Genomic DNA, 21,491 nt, shown 5'->3' with positions numbered 1-21,491 from the left:
CGGGCCCTGCCCGCGATTCGCGCGCAGGGCGCGCTCCTACATGGAACAGCGCAGGTGGGGCGGCGTAGGAGCGGATCTCATCCGCGAATCGCGCCGATATGTCCGGTTATCGCGGACAAGGTCCGCTCCTACAAGTGAATGCCTTCAGCCGTGCAGATGGCGGTTTCCCCTGCACCTTGTAGGAGCGGATTTATCCGCGATCCGCCCCCGGTGCGAGTCCGATGCACATCGCGGACGGGGGAATGGCGTGGGCGTGCCTTCAGTGCCTGAACCGCCGCGCCGTGGTGAAATTACGATCCCAATAATTGTTGCTCAACGAATCGATGCGCACCGACTTGCCGCTGCGCGGCGCGTGAATGAAGCGGTCGTCGCCCAGGTACAGCCCGACATGGCTGACCCGCGCGCCGCCATTGTGGCTGAAGAACACCGCATCCCCCGGCTTGAGCGCGTGGCGCGGCACCTGGCGGTGCTTCTGGCGGATCATCGAACGGGTGGTGCGCGGCAGTTCCAGGCCGATCTCCTTGCGGAACAGGTAGACCAGCAGGCCGCTGCAATCGAAGCCGGTTTTCGCCGAGGTACCTCCCCAGCGGTACGGCGTGCCCACCAGTTCCTGCGCGCTCTGCAGCAGGCGGTGCATGTCGCCGTCCGGGGCGCCGGGCTTCAGGCCGGGCTGCGCGCCGGGGCGGAAGAACTGCGTCAGGGCGCCTTCCTGCGCCTGGTAGCTGCGCCAGGTCGGCGCGTCCAGCAGGTCGGCCGATGTGGCCAGGGGAAACAGGCAGAACAACGACAGCAGGAAGATACGCACGACAGGGACCGCAAGGAGGTAGTGGGAGCTGTAGCCATCCTAGGTATCGGCCTACGAACGGTCAGTCGGAAAATTCATCTACTCCAGGCGGAAAGTGCCTAACACTTTCCAATGCGCCACTGGCAAGTGCGCAAGAACGTTCAAGGCGGGCGACGAAGGTTTCTGCCAAGCTGGGCGCCTTACTGCCTCGAAAGCGTCATCCATGTCAGAACAACTGCTTCCCTCCCGCGCCTTCCTCAAGGGCGCCATCGCCATCCTGCCGCTGTCCATCGCGGTGCTGCCCTGGGGCCTGCTGGCCGGCTCGCTGGCCATCGAGGCCGGCCTCTCGCCGCTGCACGGCCAGGGCCTGTCGGCCATCGTCTTCGCCGGCGCCGCGCAACTGGTGGCCATCGGCATGCTCAAGGGCGGCGCCGGGTTCTTCTCGATCATGATCACCACGCTGCTGCTGACCTCGCAGCACCTGCTCTACGGCATGAGCATGCGCCCGGTGATCGCCGGACTGCCCGGGCGCTGGCGCCTGGGCCTGGGCTTCCTGCTCACCGACGAGTTCTTCGCCCTGACCAGCCAGCACGACCGCGAGACCTTCAACCGCTGGTACGCCCTGGGCGTGGGCCTGACCTTCTACGTGGCCTGGAACCTCTTCACCCTGGCCGGCGTGCTGCTGGGCAGCAGCATCCCGGGCCTGGAGCACCTGGGCCTGGACTTCTCCGTGGCCGCCACCTTCGTGGCGCTGATCGCGCCGGTGGTGCGCAGCGTGCCGACGGTGGTCTGCGTGGCGGTGTCGCTGTTCTGCTCGGTGCTGTTCAGCTACTGGCAACTGGGCTCGGCCCTGGTGCTCGCGGGCCTGGCGGGCATGACCGCGGGCTTTGTCTGCAACAAGTTCGGCGGGAGGTCGGCATGATGGTGTGGGCCGTGATCATCGGCATGGGGCTGATCGTCTTCTTCAACCGCTACGTGTTCCTCGAGCCGCGCCTGCCCATCCGCCTGGGCAGCAACGTCCGGCAGTTCCTCGGCTTCGCCGTGCCGGGGATGCTCACGGCCATCTGCGGGCCCATCGTGTTCCTGCCCGAACACCAACTGAACCTGCGCCTGGACAACCCCTACCTGCTGGGCTCGCTGGTGGCGGTGGGGCTGGTGCTGTGGACGCGCAACACGCTGCTCAGCGTGCTGCTGAGCATGGGGGTGTTCTTCCTGTTGCGCTGGTGGTTGTAGCCGTAGACGGGGAAACACCGTGCCTGTAGGAGCAGGCCCTGCCTGCGAATCGCGCGCAGGGTTGGGGTCAATGGAATAGAACGTGCACTTAAGCTCGCGGTTTCTGGCGTGGTATGAGACCTACTTCTTTTCTGCGGCTGAACGAATAGCTTCCAACCTACGAAAATCCGGTCTGGCGCGAGAAACTTCTTCAACACTCCCGTCGGGATACTTGAATGTTACGAAATTCCCTTTCCTTTTCTCTTTGGGACCAACTGAATACACCAAGAATCTTGAGTGCAAGATTGGCTCGAATGTTACTAGGCGTGCGTCAAGTGCTTTATACATACGATAAAAATAATATCCCTCTCCTAATAGGCTGATGTCTTTCTTGTAGCCACCGATGAATTCCTCATCGATCCAAGGGTAATAGTTCTCCTCAATCCTTAAGTCGCCATCAACTTTTATATTTGCTCCCCCACGCGGGGAGGCGTTGTCATCAAAGATCACCACCACCCCGCCGCCAGCACCGTAGACAACATTCTCACCAAAGCGCTCCGGCTCTCGATAGGAAACGCCAAAGGTCACATTGCTCAGCCGCCATTGGCAGGCTCCACCGCCATCCTTGGGCAATTTGGCTTCATAGATATCGCTCTGCCCCTGGCGTGTGGGTTCGATTTCCATGTGCTGGTAACCATCGCGCTGGTAGGGGTCGCCGTAGGCGCTATGGCCGGTGAACGTGCAGAGCGTCGAGCGGTACTGAACCTCCATGGTTTTCGCTTTCAATTCCGCGGGAACCTTGACTCGGACAGTGATCTGCTCGCTGTTCGCGGGCGGAGCGAGGCTTCGATCCTTGGCGCAACCGGTCAGGCTGGCAAACATGACGATCAGAACAGCGGAGATGCGCTGTGGTGTGCGGGTTTGCCTGTATTCAGCCATGAGCTTGAGACATAGGCGATCACGGGCCCATTTGTCTTCGGGCATTATTTCGCCCTTGTCTTGTTTCGGCATGATCCCTACTTCTTTTCTGCGGCTAAACGAATAGCTTCCAGCCTACGAAAGTCCGGTCTGGCGCGAGAAACTTCTTCAACACTCCCGTCGGGATACTTGAATATTAAGAAATTCCCTTTCTTTTTCTCTTTGGGACCAACTGAATACACCAAGAATCTAGAGTGCAAGATTGGCTCGAATGTTACTAGGCGTGCGTCAAGTGCTTTATACATACGATAAAAATAATATCCCTCTCCTAATAGGCTGATGTCTTTTTTGTAGCCACCGATGAATTTCTCATCGATCCAAGGGTAATAGTTCTCCTCAATTCTTAGATCCCCGCTAACATGAATTGGAAAGCCATAGCTTCGTGAGGGCCGCTTGTCGTCAAATATTACTACCACCCCGCCGCCAGCACCGTAGAAAACATTTTCACCAAAGTGCTCCGGCTCCCGATAGGTAACACCAAAGGTCACATTGCTCAGCCGCCACTGACAGGCGCCGCCGCCATCCTTGGGTAATTTGGCTTCATAGATATCGCTTTGCCCCTGGCGTGTGGGTTCGATTTCCATGTGCTGGTAACCATCGCGCTGGTAGGGGTCGCCGTAGGCGCTGTGGTCGGTGAACGTACACAGGGTTGAGCGGTACATAACGTCTATGGTTCTCGCTTTCAATTCTGCGGGAACCTTGATCTGGACAGTGACCTGCTCACTGTCCGCGGGTGGCGCCAGGCTTCGATCCTTGGCGCAACCGGTCAGGCTGGTAAGCAGGGCAAGCAGCGCGATAGAGATGCGCTGTGGTATGCGGGCTTGCTTGTACTTAGCCATGGGTGATCTCCACATAGAGATTGTCTTCGGCCACAGCTTCGAAACGCTCCAAGGCGTCTCGGCCGCCCTCGATCTGCCGGGTACATTCCAGGGTCAAGCCAACCAAACTCTGTAATTCGAGGAACAGGCGATCACGGACCAATTCATCCTCAGGTATGAGTTCTGCGTATTTGACCATCTGATCGTTGAGCTTGCGCCGATCATTCTGGCGCTCTTGCATCCGAGATGGATTTATTGATTCAACCAATTGGCCATAGATGTAAGGCTGGTACTTTCCCATGAAGTGATTATGTATTCCCAGCAAGTTGCCGCGCTTGACATTTCGCCCTTTCGGGAAATATTTATCTTTGTGATCCGGCGAGAGCGAGGCGGTGTAGCGCTCCTGCGCGGCACGGGCTTTCTCGTCATCCTCTTTGCTGAGCGCAGGCACCAGAAATAGCTTGGCCTTGGCGGGTAGCGGTCGACTAATAACGGTATAGTAGGGAGCCCCCGGCCCCTCCCGCATTTTGTAGAACTGATTTTCGGAGCCGCGAATACGCATATGCTGCTCCGTGCGATGGAAGGCGACGATTTCACCATGATGGTAGAAAGGATCCTTTCCCCTAATAACCAGGTCAGCCATAAGCTGTGCAACGGACCAAGTAGTACCTAGGGTGGTCCCTAGCGGGCCATAGAGCTTATACAGCGAGTTTTCCAGGTCGGCTTCTGGCGGTACTTCGGGAATCAGATCGGTATCGTTGACATGGCGGAAGTGCCACATGTCATCCAGGCAGGCCACCGCTTGCAGGGTGAAGGTGCGCGGCATGCCGTAGGTGTACAGCAGCGGGTTAAGGTCTTTCAGGGAGGCCGCATGGATAAGTCCTAGCGCGCCGCCGAGGCTATGCCCGCAGATGAATAGATCACGGCGACGAGCTGCAACTTCAACTCTATCTCCCAAATCCTCAGCAAATTTCCTTCGAGCGACATCATAGGCATCGCGAAACCCCAGGTGCACATTCCCTCTGGGTGTCAGGTCGGCACAGGGTACCTTTGGCTCGCAATTGGCCTGCACCTCCGGTTTGACCGGGCGGAAGGTGACATCCGCGGCCAAGTCAGCGAAAGGGAAATTCATTTCAGTACCACGCCACCCCACCAGCACTTGCGAAGCATTAATTGCATAAAACAACTGTGTGTCGCCTTCGGGGGGCTCTCCCTTTGTGGTGTCCAGCGGTTTGGCAATAGTGTAACGCTCGCTGAAAGGCACATCGACCACAATACAAGGCGGGTTCGTGTACCCATCCCTGACCCGAGGCGTACGTGACAGGTCCAGGCACTGCCTCAAGAAGTTGGCTTGACCCTGGAATGTACCCGGCAGATCGAGGGCGGCCGAGACGCCTTGGAGCGTTTCGAAGCTGTGGCCGAAGACCATCTCTATGTGGAGATGATCCATGTCTGAGTACAAGCAAGCGCGCATACCATGGCGCATTTCTGTCGCTCTGCTCGCCATGATTGCCAGCCTGACCGGTTGCACCAAGGATCGAAGCCTGGCGCCGCCCGCGAACAGTGAGCAGGTCACTGTCCGGATCAAGGTTCCCGCAGAATTGAAAGCGAGAACCATAGACGTTATGTACCGCTCAACCCTGTGTACGTTCACCGACCACAGCGCCTACGGCGACCCCTACCAGCGCGATGGTTACCAGCACATGGAAATCGAACCCACACGCCAGGGGCAGAGCGATATCTATGAAGTCAAATTGCCCAAGGATGGCGGTGGCGCCTGTCAATGGCGGCTGAGCAATGTGACCTTTGGCGTTTCCTACCGAGAGCCCGAGCGCTTTGGTGAGAATGTTGTCTACGGTGCTGGCGGTGGGGTGGTGGTGATGTTTGACGATAGAACCCCATCGCGAAGCAATGGCTTCCCGATACATGTTGATGGCGATTTAACTATCAAGGAAAGCTATTACCCTTGGATCGATGAGGAGTTCATCGGTGGGCACAGGAAAAGAATATACTTGACTGGAAAAGGTAGAACCTACTGGATGTATAAGGCCCCTGAGGCTCGCGAGATATACTTTGAGCCGATTTTGCATTCAACCTATATCGTGTACTCGGCAGGGCCAAAAATCAAGACAAAAGAGGCTGTCACCAAGTTCACTTATCCAGACGGGAGTATTTTGGAAAATGGAGACTACGAGCCGAGATTTCAAAAATTAGAAGCCATCCGTTTAGCTGCAGAAAAAAATAGGGATCATGCCGATACAAGATGAGCAGGCCCTTGCCGTGCAACAGCGCTACATCACCTCCCTCACACCTGAAAGTCGAGAGCGCTACTTTTCCAATGGCCGCAATGCCAAGCCGGGCAACCTGCTGGGCTTGCGTAATCACTTCATGGGCAAGTATCAACCGTACCTCTATGGCCAGTTGGTGGAGTCCATCAACCCCTCTCGGATGCAGGAACGCCAGGAAGATCGCCGCAAGCTCGAAAACCAGATGATCGAATACGAAGAGCTGATGCCCAAGGACGAACGGGTCCGTGATCGCCTATTCCTCAACTTGCAGAGCTTGCTTGGCACCACCCTGGCCTGCACTCGGCAGATCGAGGGCGGCCGAGACGCCTTGGAGCGTTTCGAGGCTGTGGCCAAGACAATCTCTATGTGGAGATGACCCATGGCTAAGTACAAGCAAGCCCGCATACCACAGCGCATTTCCATCGCGCTGCTTGCCATGCTTACCAGCCTGACCGGTTGCACCAAGGATCGAAGCCTGGCGCCGCCCGCGAACAGTGAGCAGGTCACCGTTCGGATCAAGGTTCCCCCGGAGTTGAAAGCGTGGACGATGGAGGTTATGTACCGCTCAACCCTGTGCACGTTCACAGACCACAGCGCCTACGGCGACCCCTACCAGCGTGACGGATACCAAAACATGGAGATCGAACCCACACGCCAGGGGCAGAGCGATATCTATGAAGCCAGAGTACCCAAGGATGGTGGTGGCGCCTGTCAGTGGCGGCTGAGCAATGTGACCTTTGGCGTTTCTTACCGGGAGCCGGAACGCTTTGGGGAGAATGTTAGCTTCGGCAGCGGCGTTGGAGGGGTGGTGATGTTTGACGATAGAAGCCCCTCGCGAAGCTCTGGCCTCCCGATACCTGTTGATGGCGATTTAACGATCAAGGAAAGCTATTACCCCTGGATCAGCGAAGCATTCATTGGAGGACATAGGAAAACAATAAACTTGGCCGGCGAAAGTAACACCTACAGGATGTATAAAGCTCCTCAGGCTCGCGCGGTGTACTTTGAGCCGGTTCTGCATTCCAGATTTGTTATGTACTCACAACAACCCAAAGTACATAAGAAAGGACTCTACAGTTCGTTTATTTATCCCGATGGGAGCGTTGTGACAGATGGCCGCTCAGAGCCAGACTTTCGCAGGCTGGAAGCTATTCGTTTAGCCGCAGAAAAGAAGTAGGGATCATGCACAGACAAGGCGAGCATGCCCCTGCCTGCCTGCTGCAACGGGGGCAGATTGGACGTCCCCGGATCGTCGCGCCTGCCCGTTTCACTATCGAGGCTCTGTGATCGATGCCGGTCGGCTTTCTGACGCAAGAGCAGCGCGAAAGCTTTGGTCGCTATGTCGACGTCCCCAGTCGCGAAGAGTTGGAACGCTACTTCCACCTGAAGGATGAAGACAGCGAATTCATCCAGAGGCTGCGGGGCAGTCACCACCGTCTGGGCTATGCCGCCCTGCTGACTACGGTCCACTTCATGGGTGTTCTGCCGGACAAGCCTGCTGAGATCCCCGCCGAAGTCCTTCAGATGCTTTGCCGCCAACTGGCAATCACCGATCCTGACTGCCTCCAACGCTACAGCGATCATCGACGCTGGATACATGCCGCCGACATACAGAACTGCTTTGGCTATCGCCACTTCGCCGATCCGAGCATCGGATTTCGCCTGAGCCGTTGGTTGTACGCCCTGTGCTGGACGGGCTCCGACCGCCCCGGCTGGCGCGCCAGCGGCGTTCGGCGGCGAGGTCGTCGGCCCAGCGGTCCAGGTCTTTTTCGGCAGGGCGCGGGAAGAGTCGGTGCAGCAGTCGGGCGAACATGGCGGTCACCTCTGTAACTCTTTAAGTGTATTTATATGGTTACTCAAGGCTGTATTCTGCGCTCGCCTTGTAACCTGTCAATGGTTGTTTAAAGAGTTACTGCGCCATTCGTCCGGGCAGACGCAGCCCGGCATCCGGAATAGGCCTTGGCAGGGACGGGGAAAGGCGGCTGCGGCGGGCGCCGCAGCCGGGACGGGGCTCAGTCGAGGATGGTCAGAGTGACGTCGATGTTGCCGCGGGTGGCGTTGGAGTACGGGCAGACGATGTGCGCGCGGTCCACCAGGGTCTGCGCCTGGTCGCGCGGCAGGCCGGGCAGGGAGATGCGCAGCTCCACCTCGATGGCGAAGCCGGTGGGCACCGGGCCGATGCCGACCACGCCTTCGATGGACGGGTCCTTGGGAATCGCCAGCTTGTCGCGGGCGGCGACGAACTTCATGGCGCCGAGGAAGCACGCCGAGTAGCCGGCGGCGAACAGTTGCTCCGGGTTGGTGCCGCGGGCGCCGTTGCCGCCCAGTTCCTTGGGCGTGGTCAGCTCCACGTCGAGCACGCCGTCGGAGGAAATGGCGCGGCCCTCGCGGCCACCGGTGGCTTCGGCGTAGGCGCGGTACAGCACATTGTCGATGGACATGGCAGGGCTCCTGATCAGGGGAAGGGGACTGAACAGTCTTGGCCAGGCTGGCGCGGCTCGCCAGTCGCCTGACGCTGTAACTTGAAAACGCCTGGACGAGGGTTACCATGGGCTCGACACCCCGATTCCGGAGCGAGCATGCGCGAAACCACCCCCCAGCCGCCCTACATCCTCGCCGACCACCCGGTGCTGGACTTGCTCAACAGCCTGAGCCGCGCCGATGCCGCGGCCCTGTCGGTCTCCGATGCCTGGCACAGCGACGCCGACGTACAGCACTGGCTGCGCCTGCTGGGCTTGCCGGCGGAGGGCGCGGAGTTCGCCGAGGGCGAGCTGCTGGCCGCCGCCATCGAATTGCGCGAGACCCTGCGCGAGCTGGTGGGCAAGCGCAAGCGCGGCGAGCCGGCCGACCCGGCGCGCTTCAACGCCTTCCTGCGCAAGGTCGCGAGCTACCCGCAGCTGGACTGGGACGGGCAGGGCGCGCGGCTGCGCTACCAGGCCGTGAAGCCCGGCGCCGAATGGCTGCTGGCGCCGCTGGCGGAGCAGGGCGCGCAATTGCTTGCCGAGGGGGATTTCGATCTGGTCCGCGTGTGCGAGCACCCGGACTGCACCCTATGGTTCTACGACCGCACCAAGTCGCACCGCCGACGCTGGTGCAGCATGGCCCTGTGCGGCAACCGCCACAAGGTCGCCGAGCACCGCAAGCGCCAGCGCCAGGGCGACGCCTGAGGCTCAGCGCGGGCAGCTTGCGGCGGCCCGCGCCGGCTGCCAGGTACAGGCCGCCCCCAGCAGCAGGGCGGCGCCGGCCGCCAGCAGCGCCGGGCTGAAGCTGCCGTCCAGGTGGTAGAGCGCGCTGGAGGCCAGCGGCCCGACGATCTGCCCCACGCCGTACACCGCGGTCATGGCCGCCAGCATGTTGAATCGCACCTTCGCCGCCGCCAGGCGCGCGGCGGGCAGGGCGATGGTCGGCGTGCCCATGAAGGTGCCGCCCACCAGCAGGGCGCTGGCTAGGTAGGCCGGGGCGCTGTGCTGCAGCACCGGCAGGATCACGCCCAGCGCCTGCACCAGCAGGTTTGCCGCCAGCGCCCGGCGCGTGCCCAGGCGCCCGTGCAGCCAGTGCCAGAAGAAGCACGACGGCGCCGCCGCCAGGCCGAACACCGCCCAGGCCTGCAGCGGCGACAGCGCGCCGCCGCGCATCAGCAGCGGCAGGTAGGTGGCGGTGATGATGTAGCCGAAGCCGGCCAGGCCGTAGATCAGCAGAAGGCTCGCCGGCGCCATGGGCACGGCGGGCGCTACGTGCGGCGCCGTCTTGACGGGTGCGGGCGCGGGGCGGCTCAGCGCCGGCCAGGCCAGCAGGGCGAGAACGCTCCCGGCGCCGGCCAGCAGCAGCCAGATCGCCGGGCTGCCCAGGCCCGCGCCATGGCCGCCGGCGATCAGCTCGGCGGAAATCAGGATGCCCAGGCCCACCCCGGAGAACATCAGCGGCGCGCCGCCGTGGCGTTGCATCACGTGCAGCAGCCACACCGAGGCGCCTACCAGCGCCACCGCGCTGAGCACCCCGGCCAGCAGGCGCACGCCGATAGCGAACCAGGCCGGCGCCGGCACCGCCATGGCCGCCAGCCCCAGCAGGGTGCCCGCCAGGGCCACGCGGCACAGGCTCGCCGCCAGGCGTTCCGGGCAGCGCGCCAGGGCCAGCGCCCCCAGCAGGTAGCCGGCATAGTTGGCCGAGGCGGCCAGCGAGCCGCCGTTCACGCTGAGCACGCCTTCGCCGACCATCAGCGGGTAGAGCCCGGTGAAGGCGAAACGGCCGAAGCCCATGCCGATGGCCAGGATGAGCGCGGCGCTCAGCGCCAGGGCGAGTTCGCTGCGTTGCTTCACGAGGCGGCCCCCAGGGTTTCGCGGAAACGTTCGAAGGCGCCGGTGGCGTAGCCTTCGCGCCAGACCAGGAGGATGTCCACGCTCATGATCGGCAGCAGTCGCAGCGCCGGCGGCTCGCGCTGCAGGTCGAGCAGCGAGCGCGGCAGGATGCCCACGCAGGCGCCGGCGGCGACGCAGGCCAGGATGCCGTGGTAGGAGCCCACTTCCTGTACCTGCACGCGCGGGCCCTCGGCGTTCAGCCAGTCCTCGGCGATCTGCCGGTAGGTGCAGCCGCGGGCGAAGCCGGCCAGGGTGCGCACCTGCACGTCGCCCGGCCCGCGCACCGGCGGGTGGTCGCCGGGCAGGGCCAGCAGCAGTTCCTCGCGGAACACCGCCTGGCCCAGCAGGCCGCGCTCCAGGACCGCCTCGAAGCCGGGTTCGGCGCGCAGCGCATCCGGGTGGGCCACCAGTGCGCAATCCAGGCGCCGCGACAGCACGCCGTCCACCAGCGCCTGGCTGGTGCCGGTGCTGACTTCCAGTTGCACCTGCGGGCAGGCGCGGTGGTAGGCCGCCAGCGGGCCGGGCAGGCGGCTGGCGGCGGTGCTCTCCATGCTGCCCAGGCGCAGGCTGCCGCTGGCCTCGCGGGGGTGCAGCGACTGCCGCGCCTCGGCGGCCAGGGCCAGGAGCTTCTCGGCGTAGGCGAGGAACTCGCGGCCCTGGTCGGTCAGCGCCATGCGCTTGCCGTCGCGCAGGAACAGCGCCACGCCCAGGTCTTCCTCTAGCTGGCGGATGCGCGTGGTGACGTTCGACTGCACCCGCTGCAGGCGCGCGGCGGCGCGGGTCACGCTCTGCTCCTCGGCGACGCAGCGGAAGATTTCCAGGCTGGACAGGTCCATCGATGATCTCTGTTGGAGAATGTATTGCGCAGAATATTCTCCGTATGAGATTTTAAGTCAACCATCGATCACCCCAGGAGATCACCGCCATGCCCCTTCGCCAACTGCTCGGCATCGAACACCCCATCATCCAGGCGCCCATGGTCGGGGTCTCCACCCCGGCGCTGGCCGCCGCCGTGTCCGAGGCCGGCGCGCTGGGCTCCATCGGCCTGGGCGCGAGCAGCCCGGCGCAGGCCCGCGAGCTGATCGCCCAGGTGCGCGCGCTGACGGCGAGGCCGGTGAACTTCAACCTGTTCTGCCACCGCCCGGGGCAGGCCGACGCCGCCCGCGAGGCCGCCTGGGTGGAACACCTGCGGCCGCTGTTCGAGGAACTGGGCGGCGAGCCGCCGGCGGCGCTGCGGGAGATCTACCGCAGCTTCGTCGACGATCCGCAGATGCTGGAGGTGCTGCTGGAAGAGCGCCCGGCGGTGGTCAGCTTCCACTTCGGCCTGCCCACGCAGGGCTGGATCGACCGGCTGAAGGCCGCCGGCATCGTCCTGCTCGGCTGCGCCACCAACCTGGCGGAGGCCCGCGCCGTCGAGGCCGCCGGGCTGCACGCGGTGGTTGCCCAGGGCTACGAGGCGGGCGGGCACCGCGGCATCTTCGAGCGCGAGCACGATGAGCGCATCGGCACCCTGGCCCTGGTCGGCAGCCTGGCGCCGGCGCTGAAGGTGCCGGTGATCGCCGCCGGCGGCATCATGGACGGCCGCGGCATCCGCGCCGCCTTCGCCCTGGGCGCGCAGGCGGTGCAGATGGGCACGGCCTTCGTCGCCTGCCCGGAATCCTCGGCCAACGCCGCCTACCGCGCGGCGCTGCAAAGCGAGCGGGCCTGGCACACCGAAGTGACCGCGGCCATCTCCGGGCGCCCGGCGCGCGGCCTGCCCAACCGCCTGTTCAGCGACCTGCAGCGCGCCGACGCCCCGGCGCTGCCGGACTACCCCATGGTCTACGACGCCACCAAGGCCCTGGTCGCCGCGGCCAAGGGCAATCCCGACTTCGCCGTGCAATGGGCTGGCCAGGGCGCGCCCCTGGCCCGCGAGCTGCCGGCGGCGCAACTGGTGGCCACGCTGGTTGAAGAGTTGAGTCGGGCGTAGGGCGCATAACGCCTACGGCGTTATCCGCCGTTTGACCTCGGTCGACCGTCTGCTCGGTGTCGACCTGGAGATGGGTCGTCGAAATGCCCTGCTGAGCCCTGACGCAGAGGATGCGTTCGGTGTAGCGGCGGATAACCGCGAACGGTTATACGCCCTACGCTCCCTGTCGGTTCGTCGTCAGTCGCGGTGATGGGTATCGCTTCGCTCAACCCATCCTACGGGTGCCATATTTGCCGGCTGCGCCATTCCCTTGGAGGAGCGGATTCATCCGCGACAGGCCTCAGTCGGCAGCCAGACCCGCCGCCGGCCGAGGCCGCCAACGTTCTGCAAGAAGCACCCCGGCAAGAGTCAGCGCGCCGCCGTACAGGTGGTGCACGCCCAGGCGCTCGTCCAGCAGCACGGCAGCGATGGCCGCGGTAACCAGCGGCAGCAGGTTGAAGAACAGCGCCATGCGGTTCGGGCCCATCTCCTGCACCCCGCGCATCCACGCCAGCGGCGCGGCGATGGAGGCCAAGAGGCCGGCGTAGGCCACCAGCGGCAGGTTGCCGGCGTCCAGGCCGTGGTGCGGCGAGAGCAGGTACATCGGCAGCATCGCCAGCACCGCCACCAGTACCTGCAGGTACAGCAGCTGCAGCCCCGGCAGGCGGATCTGCCACTTCTTCAGCAGCACGCCGTAGAGGCCGTAGGCCAGGGTAGCCACCAGCATCATGCCGTCGCCCAGGCCGATGCCCTGGTGCAGCAGGCTGGCCAGGTCGCCGTGGGCGATCACCAGCAGCACGCCCAGCAGCGATAGCAGCGAACCGAGCACGCCGCCGGCGTTGAGCCGCTGGCCGAGCAGGGTGCTGGCAAGGCCCAGGGACATCAGCGGCATCAGCGCGAGGATGATGCCCATGTTGGTGGCGCTGGTCAGGGACGCGGCGTAGTAGGCCAGGCTCTGGTACACGGCCATGCCCAGCAGGCCGAGCACCACGATTTTCGGCAGCAGCGGGGCGATCTGTGCGCGCCGCGCCAGCAACGGGCGCAGCACCAAGGGGCTGAGCAGCACGGCCACCGCCAGCCAGCGGAAGAAACCGATCTCGGCCGGGGCGATGCGGCCCACGGCGAGCTTGTTGACCACGGTGTTGCCGCCCCAGACGAGCACGGCGAAGAGCGGGAAGAAATAGGTCATTGCAGCGGACATCTGTGACGGACGGGCGCCATTGTCCCGCCGTCCGGAATGGCGCTTATACTTCATTCCGGACAACTCGCCACGCCATCCGGACATGCCCACGAAGAAATACATCCCCCTGCCGCTGCCGGACCATGCGGCCCTGCCGGCGCCGCTGTACTTCCGCTACGACGAGTTCGGCGCCGACAGCCGCTCGGCGCCCCACAGCCACCCCTGGGGCCAGCTCAACTACGCCTCCCACGGGGTGATGCAGCTGGACGTCGGCGGCCAGCGCTTCCTCTCGCCGCCGCAGTACGCGGTGTGGGTGCCGCCGGGCGTGGAGCACGGCTGCTACAACCGCGAGGCGATCGTCTACCGCTCGCTGTACGTCAGCGCCGAGCTGTCCCGGCAACTGCCGGCCGCGCCCTGCACGCTGCAGATCGGCGACATCCTCAAGGCCATCCTTTCGGACTTCGCCGCGCGCGGGGTGAACATCCCCGAGAGCGCGGCCGACAAGCGCCTGGCCCAGGTGGTGCTGGACCAGTTGCAGGCCTCGCCGCACCACGAGGACTACCTGCCGTTCGCCCAGAGCGCGCTGCTGGGCGAACTGCTCGCCGCGCTGCAGGCCGAGCCCGGCGACAACCGTTCCCTGGCCGACTGGGCCAGGCAGGTGCACAGCACCGAGCGCACCCTGGCGCGCATGTGCCAGCGCGAGCTGGGCATGAGCTTCGGCGAATGGCGCCAGCGCCTGCGCTTCCTCGCCGCCATCGAGGCGCTGGAAGCCGGGCGCGGGGTGCAGGAAATCGCCTTCGACCTGGGCTACAGCAGCGCCTCGGCCTTCATCGCCATGTTCCGCCGCCAGGCCGGCACCACGCCGGAGCAGTACCGCGTGGCGAGCCGGGGGTGAAAGGTAGAACGGCGTAAGCGAGCCGCGCCGAGGTGCTTTTGTAGGATGGGTTGAGCTTGCGAAACCCATGCGGTCGTGGTGATGGGTATCGCTTCGCTCAACGCCATCCTACGGGGTGTTCCGTGACGCCACAGGATTCCCCTTGTAAGCGGGCCCTGCCCGCGAATCGCGCGCAGGGCGCGCTCCTACAGGTGGCGATGGACGGTTCAGCGCGCCGCGGTCACCGGCTGCGCGCCCGGCACCGCGGCCTGCACGGCCTTTTCCTCGCGCGGGGTGCCTTCCGGTACCCAGCTGTAGTCCACCGGCAGGGCGCGGTATACCCAGTTGCTTACCGCGTCGCCCAGCGGCGCCTTGCCGAAGTAGGGGCTGACGTATTCCCAGACGATCTCGCCGCCCGGGGTGACCTGGAAGAAGCGGCCGTTCTGCCCCTCGTCGATCAGGGTGTTGCCGTTGGGCAGGCGCCGGGCGCTGCTGATGAACGAGCTGAAGAAGGCCCAGCCCGGCTGCTTCGAGCTTTCCGCGGTGTACTGCCAGACGATCTGCTTCTTCTGCGGATCGATCTCCAGCACCCGCGAGCCGGAGATCACCCCGCGCTGCACCGAGGGGTAGCCGGCGTCGCCCTGGTTGTCGAACACCAGCAGGTTGCCGGCGCCGGGCAGGCCCTCGGGGATGATGTGCGCGTCGTGCTGGCCGCTGATCTGGTCCACCGGGCGCGGTAGCTTCTGCGCGTTGCGCGGGTCGATCGGCGGCAGGTTCGGGCCCAGGCGCCAGACCACCTTGCCGCTGGCCTTGTCGATGATGGCGATGAAGTTGGCGTTGCGCGAATCGAACAGCAGGTTGTCCGGGGCGAAGCGCTGGTCGCCGGCGGCGTGCCAGCGGTTCGGGCCCAGCGGCGCCAGGTTGTTGATGTGCAGGTAGTCCGGGTTCTTGGTCGCGTGCACCAGCTTGAGCTGCTCAGCGCCGAAGCCGAACTCGTGCAGGTGCTCGGAGGCGGTCCAGCGCCAGGCCACCTGGCCTTGCGGGGTGACTTCGTAGATCACGTCGTCGATCACTTCCGGCACCTGGAAGCCCTTCACCGCATGCACGCGGTTGGCCAGCACCAGGGTGTTGCCGTTGGCCAGCCGGCGTAGGTCGTGGTGCTGGCGGGAGGCGCCGCCGGGGGCCTGGTCGCCCCATTGCCAGACGGTCTTGCCGGCCCAGTCCAGCTCGCCCACGGCCTGGTTGCGCAGGCCGTTGCCGGCGGAGGCGAGCTTGCCCGGCTCGGCCAGGTCGGCGGTCTGCAGCAGCACGTGGCCGCGCTCGCCATTGGCGAGTTTCGGCTCGAGGATGGCCGAGGGGAAGCCGGGGCGGTCCCAGCGTTTCACCTCGTTGCCGTTCATGTCGATCAGGTGCGTCCTGTTGTCGGCGCCGCTGAAGATCACGTACTGATTGAAGGCCTTCTGCGGGTCGTAGCGCGTCACCCCGGTGGGGTAGACGCTGGGCGCGGCGCTGACGGCGGCGGCCAGCAGCGGGGCGGAGAGAGCGAGCAGGGCGGTGGCGCGGGCATGCTTCATGGCAGTGGTCCTCGGGTCAGAAGTCGTAGCGGGCGGTCACGCCCAGGGTGCGCGGGGTGCCCAGCACGCCGGCGTAGCCGCCGTTGGCCGAGTTCCACAGGCTGGTGTAGTAGGTCTTGTCGAAGGCGTTCTTCAGCCACAGCGACAGGTCCCAGCGGCCGTCGCCGTAGTCGCCGCGCAGGCCCAGGGCGGTGTTGACGATGGCGTAGCTGGGGATTTGCCCGTAGTCGGAGTCGTCGATGGTGCCCACGGCCTTGGAGCGGAAGGCGTAGCTGGCGGTGACGTAGGGCTCCAGGTTGTCTTCCAGGCGCCACTTGTATTCGCCGTTGGCGTTGAAGATGTACTTGGAGGCGCCCACCACCTGGTGCCCGCTGAGGTCGCAGGAGGCCGGCGCGCCGCTCTGGAAGGAGACTTCCGGCGGGCAGGGCGCGTTCTTGTACGACAGGTAGCGCACGTCGTTGTACGAGCCGTTGAGGTTCAGCGTCAGCCCGCGGACGGGCAGGGCGGTGGCCTCGAACTCCACCCCGCGCGAGCGCACGTCGCCGGCGTTGGTCAGGTAGGAGGTGCGGGTGGCCTCGTCGTAGGCGTTGGCCTGGTAGCCGTGGACCACGGTGGCGAACAGGTTGGCGTTGAGGATCAGGCGGTGGTCGAACAGCGTGCTCTTGATCCCCAGCTCGGCGTCGTTGGCCCGCTCGCTGCCCACCAGCAGGGAGTCGGCGCCGGCGGTGGGGGCGCTGGCCACGGTCAGGTTCACCCCGCCGGACTTCTCGCCGTGGGACAGCGAGGCGTAGCCCATCAGGTTGTCGTTGAAGTGGTAGTTCAGGCTGAGCAGGCCCGAGGGCGAGAAGCTGTACACCGAGAGGTCGCCGGAGTCGTAGGCGCCGGCTCGGCCGTTGCGCGCGGCCAGAGCCGCGCCGCTGACGGCGGCCCCGCCGAGGGGCGCATCGCGGCTGACCGAGGCGGATTTCTCCTCGTAGGTGCCGCGGATGCCTGCGGTGAAGTCGAGCCTGTCGGTCAGGTGCCAGGTGCCCTGGGCGAACAGCGCGTAGCTGTCGGTGTCGATGTGGCCGTCGCCCAGGCTGGTGACGTTGGCCAGCGCGCCGCTGGCGGTGCCGTTCCAGATGTCCGCCTGGGGGCCGTAGAGGTTGAAGGAGTGGTTGTCCAGGTCCTGGCCGAAGTAGTAGGCGCCCAGCACGTAGTCGAAGAAGCCGCCGGTGGGCGAGGCCAGGCGCAGTTCCTGCGACCACTGCTTGTCGCGCACCGAGACGCCGGCGTTGTAGGCCGCCGCCACGTTCAGGCCGTCGTCGTTGCGCGGGGTGAAGTCCCACCAGCGGTAGGAACTGATGGAGGTCAGCGAGAAATCGTTGGCCAGCTTCCAGTTGGCCTCCAGCGAAGTGCCGCCCTGGAACACGGTGACGCGCTGGGCGGCGTCGAAGTTGACCTTGCGGTCGTCGCCGTACACCAGCGTGGCGCCGGCGGCGCGGGCGCGCTGCTCGTAGCGGTTGACGCCGTTGAGGGTCGGCCCGGTGCTGAACAGGGTGAGGATGCCGTTGCTGGAGTTCTCCTCGTTGTAGTCGCCGATCCAGCGCAGGCTGAAGTCCTCGTCGGGCTTGTACAGCAGCTGGCCGCGGAAGCCCTGGCGGGCGCCGCCGTTGAGGGTGTTGCCGTCGAAGACGTTCTTCACGTAGCCGTCGTCGCGGGTGCGGTAGGCCGAGAAGCGCCCGGCCAGCTCGTCGGTGAGCGGCCCGGAGACCGTGGCCTTGCCCTGGAAGTAGCCGTCCTCGCCGCCGGACACCTCGACGCTGCGCTCGGGGGTGAAGCTGGGCAGGCGGGTGGAGATGTTGATCACCCCGGCGGTGGTGTTCTTGCCGAACAGCGTGCCCTGGGGCCCGCGCAGCACTTCCAGCTGCTCGATGTCCAGCAGGTCGAAGGAGGCCATGCCGGGGCGGCCCAGGTAGACGTTGTCCAGGTACAGCCCGACGCTGCCTTCCAGGCCGTCGCTGGCCGGGTTGTTGCCCAGGCCGCGGATGGACACGCTGGACTGCCGCGCGTGGACGTAGGCGACGTTGGTGCTGGGCACCAGCTGCTGCAGGTCTTGCACGCGGTAGATGCGCTGGCTTTCCAGGGTCTCGCCGCCGAGCACGCTCATGGCGGTGGGCACGTCCTGGGAGTTCTCCTCGCGGCGCCGCGAGGTCACGGTGACGGTGCCCAGGGTGCTGGCCTCGCCCTGGGCCTGGGCGGCGGCCTCCTGCGGGGTGGCTTCCTCGGCGTGCAGGGCGCCCATGGCCAGGCCGCCGGTGGCCAGCAGGATGGACAGCGGCAACAGCCGGCGGCGGAAACGGGGCGCGGAATCTCGGTGGTGCATGGAAAGGTCCTGGAGAAGAGGTCGTGTCGCGCAGGACCGGTTTGGCCTGCAATCTTTTTATTCCGTATCGATCTTTATTTATGTATTTCGATTTATTTACGGAATAAGAGATTGCCTTTATAAGAAGGCCGTCCACCTTCGGACAATTGCATTTGCCCAATATTTTTTATGTAGAAAATGCATATAGACCTTCGCCAGCTCCGCCATTTCATCGCCCTTGCCGAGCACCGCAGCTTCGTCGCCGCGGCCGACGCCGTGTGCCTGTCGCAATCGGCCTTCAGCCGCAGCATCCAGGCCCTGGAACACAGCGCCGGCTGCCGCCTGGTGGACCGCGCGAGCAAGGAACTCAACCCCACCAAGCAGGGCCTGATCGTCCTGGAGCACGCGCGCCGGCTGGTCAGCGGCGCGCACAAGCTGGCCAACGAGATCGCCCTGTTCAATGGCCTGGAGGCGGGCGAACTGCGCTTCGGCGCGGGCCCCGCGCCGGCGGCCTGGCTGGTGCCGCGGGCTATCGCCGCGTTCAACGGGCGCTACCCCAAGGCGCGGGTGGCCTTCCAGGTGGAGCACTGGCAGGTACTGGGCAAGCGCCTGCAGGCCGAGGACTTCGAATTCTTCGTCGCCGACACCCGCCATTTCGAGGCCAATCCCGAGTACCGCACCCTGCGCCTGAAGCCGCGCAAGTGGCACTTCTGCTGCCGCCCCGGCCACCCGCTGGCCGGCCAGGGGCAGGTGAGCGCGGCGCAGCTGCTGAGCTACCCCATCGCCACCAACCTCAGCCCGCCGAACATCCGCAAGGTGCTGGTGGACCTCAGCGGCCGCCCCGACTTCCGCCCGGACATCGAATGCGAGAACGGCCACGGCCTGAACGCCGTGGTGCTGGCCTCCAACGCCATCGGCATCGCCAGCGGCCCGGGGCAGGGCGCCGGCGAGGCGCTGGTGGCGCTGACGGTGGCGGAGCTGCCGGAGGACCTGGAGGAGCTGCATACCCGCTACGGCATCGTGCACCGCGCGGGGTACAGCCTGTCGCCGCTGGCGGAGGCGATGATCGGGGAGTTGCGGCGGATCGATGAGGAGACGGTTTAGGGCTTTTCGTCTTTTCGTAGGAGCGAGCTTGCTCGCGAATAGAGTTCACCGGCGGCTATGGCGTATTGGGTTTACTCCGCCCCCTCTCCCCAGCCCTCTCCCTGAAGGGAGAGGGGGCTAGTCCGTGCCGAGAACAGGAAGGTTTCAAATGGAGACCTTCGGTGTTGCCGGCTAACTCAGGAAAACCAAACCGCGCCGAACGGTCCCCTCTCCCTTCAGGGAGAGGGCTAGGGAGAGGGCGCTCTCAACCCCAATCCCCACAACTCCCGGTGAACTCCATTCGCGAGCAAGCTCGCTCCTACACCAACCCCACCCCATGCATTCCACGCATGCAAATCTTGCTGCAAATGCGTTTGCCAGAACGCCCCCGCGCCCCGCGAAATGACCGCTCCATCCGTCATCCCCGAACGTCCCATGAGCCAGCCCCAGCCCATCCGCAACGTCCTCTACATCATGTGCGACCAGCTGCGTCGCGATTACCTGTCCTGCTACGGCCACCCGCACCTGCACACGCCGAACATCGATCGCCTGGCCGCCGAGGGCGTGCGTTTCGCCCGGGCCTATACCCAGGGCACCATCTGCGGGCCGTCGCGCATGTCCTCGTACACCGGGCGCTACGTCAGCAGCCACCAGGTGAGCTGGAACGCCGTGCCGCTGCCGTTGGAGGAGCTGACCCTCGGCGACTACCTGCGCCCGGCCGGCATCCGCACCGCGCTGGTGGGCAAGACCCACGCCACCGCCAATCTCGAAGGCATGCAGGCGCTCGGGGTGGACCCGCAAAGCGAGCGCGGCCAGCAACTGGCCGAGGCCGGCTTCGAGCCCTATGACCGCAACGACGGCATCTACCCCGACGGCGAGCTGTTCGCCGACAAGCGCGAAAGCGCGCCCTACACCCATTACCTGCGCGGCCTCGGCTATGCCGGCGACAACCCCTGGCACGACTGGGCCAACGCCGCCGAAGGCGCCAACGGCGAGGTGCTCAGCGGCTGGCAGATGCGCAACGCCGGGCTGCCCACGCGCCTGCCGGAGCCGCACAGCGAAACGGTCTACGCCACCAGCCGCGCCATCGACTTCATGCGCGAGCAGGGCGACAGGCCCTGGTGCCTGCACCTGTCGTACATCAAGCCGCACTGGCCCTATATCGCGCCCGCGCCGTACCACGCGCTGTACGGCCCCGGGCAGGTGCTGCCGGCCCTGCGCGCGGCGCCGGGGGAGGAGAGCGAACACCCGGTGTACAAGGCCTTCCAGCAGCACCAGGAGAGCCTGAACTTCTCCCGCGAGGAGGTGCGCAACACCGTGATCCCCACCTACATGGGGCTCATCAGGCAGATCGACGATCAGCTCGGCCGGCTGTTCGAGCACATGCAGTCCAGCGGCCGCTGGGACGACACCCTGATCGTCTTCACCAGCGACCATGGCGACTACCTGGGCGACCACGGCCTGGGCGAGAAGGAGTTCCTGCTGGAACCGGCGGTGGGCGTTCCGCTGCTGATCCGCGACCCGCGCGCGGCAGCCGACGCCAGCCGCGGCACGGTGGAGCAGGCCCTGGTGCAATCCATCGACGTGCTGCCGACCCTGCTCGACGCCTTCGCGGTACCGCTGGCGGCGCACCGCGTCGAGGGCCGTTCGCTGCAGCCGCTGCTGCATGGGCAACGGCCGGCGGACTGGCGCGACTACGCCATCGCCGAATACGACTACGCCTTCCAGGCCCCGGCCCGCGAGCGCCTGGGCCGGCCCATCGACGCCTGCCGCATGTACATGGTGCGCAGCGAGCGCTGGAAGTACCTGGCCTACGACGGCTTCCGTCCGCAGCTGTTCGACCTGCAGGCGGACCCGGGCGAGCTGCGCGACCTGGGCGCCGAGCCGGCCTACGCGGACGTGCGCGAGCAGCACCAGCGCTACCTGTTCGACTGGCTGCGCGGCCTGAAGCGGCGCACCACCATCAGCAACGAGGAGATCGACCTGCGCGGCCAGGCCTTCCGCTATGGCGAGCCGGAAGGCGGCAAGCTGGTGCGCATCGGCGAGTGGTAGC

At 65.2% G+C, this 21,491-nt stretch carries 21 protein-coding genes; 11 read left to right on the top strand and 10 right to left on the bottom strand.

The window, feature by feature from the left end; translation table 11 throughout:
* Positions 1-259 precede the first annotated feature (259 nt).
* Complete coding sequence (locus QSJ95_RS04065) at positions 260-805, bottom strand: C40 family peptidase (RefSeq protein WP_009621828.1); 546 nt, start codon at positions 803-805, stop codon at positions 260-262.
* A gap of 202 nt (positions 806-1,007) precedes the next feature.
* Between QSJ95_RS04065 and QSJ95_RS04060 the strand changes: the two genes are divergently transcribed.
* Entirely contained in the window at positions 1,008-1,706 is a 699-nt protein-coding gene (locus QSJ95_RS04060) for an AzlC family ABC transporter permease (protein WP_043272892.1), read from the top strand.
* Positions 1,703-2,017, top strand: coding sequence for an AzlD domain-containing protein (locus QSJ95_RS04055; RefSeq protein WP_009621832.1), 315 nt, complete (start codon positions 1,703-1,705; stop codon positions 2,015-2,017). The genes QSJ95_RS04060 and QSJ95_RS04055 overlap by 4 nt, the downstream gene beginning before the upstream one ends.
* A 120-nt stretch (positions 2,018-2,137) precedes the next feature.
* On the opposite strand, the gene QSJ95_RS04050 is transcribed toward QSJ95_RS04055, so the two are convergent.
* The 3 genes from QSJ95_RS04050 to QSJ95_RS04040 are packed head-to-tail and all read right to left on the bottom strand — an operon-like array spanning position 2,138 to position 5,242.
* A complete protein-coding gene (locus tag QSJ95_RS04050) occupies positions 2,138-3,007 on the bottom strand; it encodes a hypothetical protein (RefSeq protein WP_285640256.1) in 870 nt (289 codons plus the stop codon).
* A gap of 5 nt (positions 3,008-3,012) precedes the next feature.
* Positions 3,013-3,813, bottom strand: a complete 801-nt coding sequence (locus QSJ95_RS04045) for a hypothetical protein (protein WP_285640254.1) — start codon at positions 3,811-3,813, stop codon at positions 3,013-3,015.
* Complete coding sequence (locus QSJ95_RS04040; RefSeq protein WP_285640252.1) at positions 3,806-5,242, bottom strand: lipase family protein; 1,437 nt, start codon at positions 5,240-5,242, stop codon at positions 3,806-3,808. The genes QSJ95_RS04045 and QSJ95_RS04040 overlap by 8 nt, the downstream gene beginning before the upstream one ends.
* On the opposite strand from QSJ95_RS04040, the gene QSJ95_RS04035 reads away from it, so the two are divergent.
* The 4 genes from QSJ95_RS04035 to QSJ95_RS04020 all read left to right on the top strand — a co-directional run bounded on the left by QSJ95_RS04035 (position 5,241) and on the right by QSJ95_RS04020 (position 7,910).
* Positions 5,241-6,059, top strand: a complete 819-nt coding sequence (locus tag QSJ95_RS04035; RefSeq protein ID WP_285640251.1) for a hypothetical protein — start codon at positions 5,241-5,243, stop codon at positions 6,057-6,059. The genes QSJ95_RS04040 and QSJ95_RS04035 overlap by 2 nt on opposite strands.
* Positions 6,043-6,456 (top strand): hypothetical protein, encoded by a 414-nt coding sequence (locus QSJ95_RS04030; protein ID WP_285640249.1) that lies wholly within the window; start codon positions 6,043-6,045, stop codon positions 6,454-6,456. Before QSJ95_RS04035 ends, QSJ95_RS04030 begins: the two co-directional genes overlap by 17 nt.
* 3 nt (positions 6,457-6,459) lie before the next feature.
* Positions 6,460-7,257: a hypothetical protein gene (locus QSJ95_RS04025; RefSeq protein ID WP_285640247.1), complete on the top strand. Its 798-nt coding sequence runs from the start codon at positions 6,460-6,462 to the stop codon at positions 7,255-7,257.
* Between the two features lie 113 nt (positions 7,258-7,370).
* Entirely contained in the window at positions 7,371-7,910 is a 540-nt protein-coding gene (locus QSJ95_RS04020; RefSeq protein ID WP_285640245.1) for a DUF4158 domain-containing protein, read from the top strand.
* A 182-nt stretch (positions 7,911-8,092) separates the two neighbouring features.
* On the opposite strand, the gene QSJ95_RS04015 is transcribed toward QSJ95_RS04020, so the two are convergent.
* Positions 8,093-8,521: an organic hydroperoxide resistance protein gene (locus tag QSJ95_RS04015; RefSeq protein WP_009622165.1), complete on the bottom strand. Its 429-nt coding sequence runs from the start codon at positions 8,519-8,521 to the stop codon at positions 8,093-8,095.
* A gap of 138 nt (positions 8,522-8,659) precedes the next feature.
* Between QSJ95_RS04015 and QSJ95_RS04010 the strand changes: the two genes are divergently transcribed.
* A complete protein-coding gene (locus QSJ95_RS04010) occupies positions 8,660-9,247 on the top strand; it encodes a CGNR zinc finger domain-containing protein (RefSeq protein WP_285640242.1) in 588 nt (195 codons plus the stop codon).
* 3 nt (positions 9,248-9,250) lie between these two features.
* On the opposite strand, the gene QSJ95_RS04005 is transcribed toward QSJ95_RS04010, so the two are convergent.
* The gene (locus QSJ95_RS04005; protein ID WP_285640240.1) at positions 9,251-10,396 is read right to left on the bottom strand and encodes a YbfB/YjiJ family MFS transporter; all 1,146 of its coding nucleotides are present in this window, start codon (positions 10,394-10,396) and stop codon (positions 9,251-9,253) included.
* A complete protein-coding gene (locus QSJ95_RS04000; protein ID WP_285640239.1) occupies positions 10,393-11,271 on the bottom strand; it encodes a LysR family transcriptional regulator in 879 nt (292 codons plus the stop codon). The genes QSJ95_RS04005 and QSJ95_RS04000 overlap by 4 nt, the downstream gene beginning before the upstream one ends.
* Positions 11,272-11,360: 89 nt before the next feature.
* Between QSJ95_RS04000 and QSJ95_RS03995 the strand changes: the two genes are divergently transcribed.
* The gene (locus tag QSJ95_RS03995; RefSeq protein WP_285640237.1) at positions 11,361-12,404 is read left to right on the top strand and encodes an NAD(P)H-dependent flavin oxidoreductase; all 1,044 of its coding nucleotides are present in this window, start codon (positions 11,361-11,363) and stop codon (positions 12,402-12,404) included.
* A gap of 280 nt (positions 12,405-12,684) precedes the next feature.
* On the opposite strand, the gene QSJ95_RS03990 is transcribed toward QSJ95_RS03995, so the two are convergent.
* A complete protein-coding gene (locus tag QSJ95_RS03990) occupies positions 12,685-13,572 on the bottom strand; it encodes a DMT family transporter (RefSeq protein ID WP_285640235.1) in 888 nt (295 codons plus the stop codon).
* Positions 13,573-13,666: 94 nt separating this feature from the next.
* Between QSJ95_RS03990 and QSJ95_RS03985 the strand changes: the two genes are divergently transcribed.
* Entirely contained in the window at positions 13,667-14,458 is a 792-nt protein-coding gene (locus QSJ95_RS03985) for an AraC family transcriptional regulator (RefSeq protein ID WP_285640234.1), read from the top strand.
* Between the two features lie 206 nt (positions 14,459-14,664).
* Here QSJ95_RS03985 and QSJ95_RS03980 read toward each other — a convergent pair whose 3' ends face one another.
* Entirely contained in the window at positions 14,665-16,011 is a 1,347-nt protein-coding gene (locus QSJ95_RS03980; RefSeq protein WP_285640233.1) for an aryl-sulfate sulfotransferase, read from the bottom strand.
* A 16-nt stretch (positions 16,012-16,027) separates the two neighbouring features.
* On the bottom strand, positions 16,028-18,376 hold the full coding sequence (locus QSJ95_RS03975; protein ID WP_043314903.1) for a TonB-dependent receptor: 2,349 nt from the start codon (positions 18,374-18,376) through the stop codon (positions 16,028-16,030).
* Between the two features lie 177 nt (positions 18,377-18,553).
* On the opposite strand from QSJ95_RS03975, the gene QSJ95_RS03970 reads away from it, so the two are divergent.
* A complete protein-coding gene (locus QSJ95_RS03970) occupies positions 18,554-19,459 on the top strand; it encodes a LysR family transcriptional regulator (protein WP_009622153.1) in 906 nt (301 codons plus the stop codon).
* Positions 19,460-19,873: 414 nt separating this feature from the next.
* Positions 19,874-21,490: an alkaline phosphatase family protein gene (locus QSJ95_RS03965; RefSeq protein WP_285640232.1), complete on the top strand. Its 1,617-nt coding sequence runs from the start codon at positions 19,874-19,876 to the stop codon at positions 21,488-21,490.
* The last annotated feature ends 1 nt before the right edge of the window (position 21,491 follow it).

Source organism: Pseudomonas sp. NBRC 100443, assembly GCF_030268185.1.
Lineage (GTDB): Bacteria > Pseudomonadota > Gammaproteobacteria > Pseudomonadales > Pseudomonadaceae > Pseudomonas > Pseudomonas citronellolis.
Note: the sequence above shows the minus strand (reverse complement) of the source record. Positions and strands in the feature narration are given on the sequence as shown.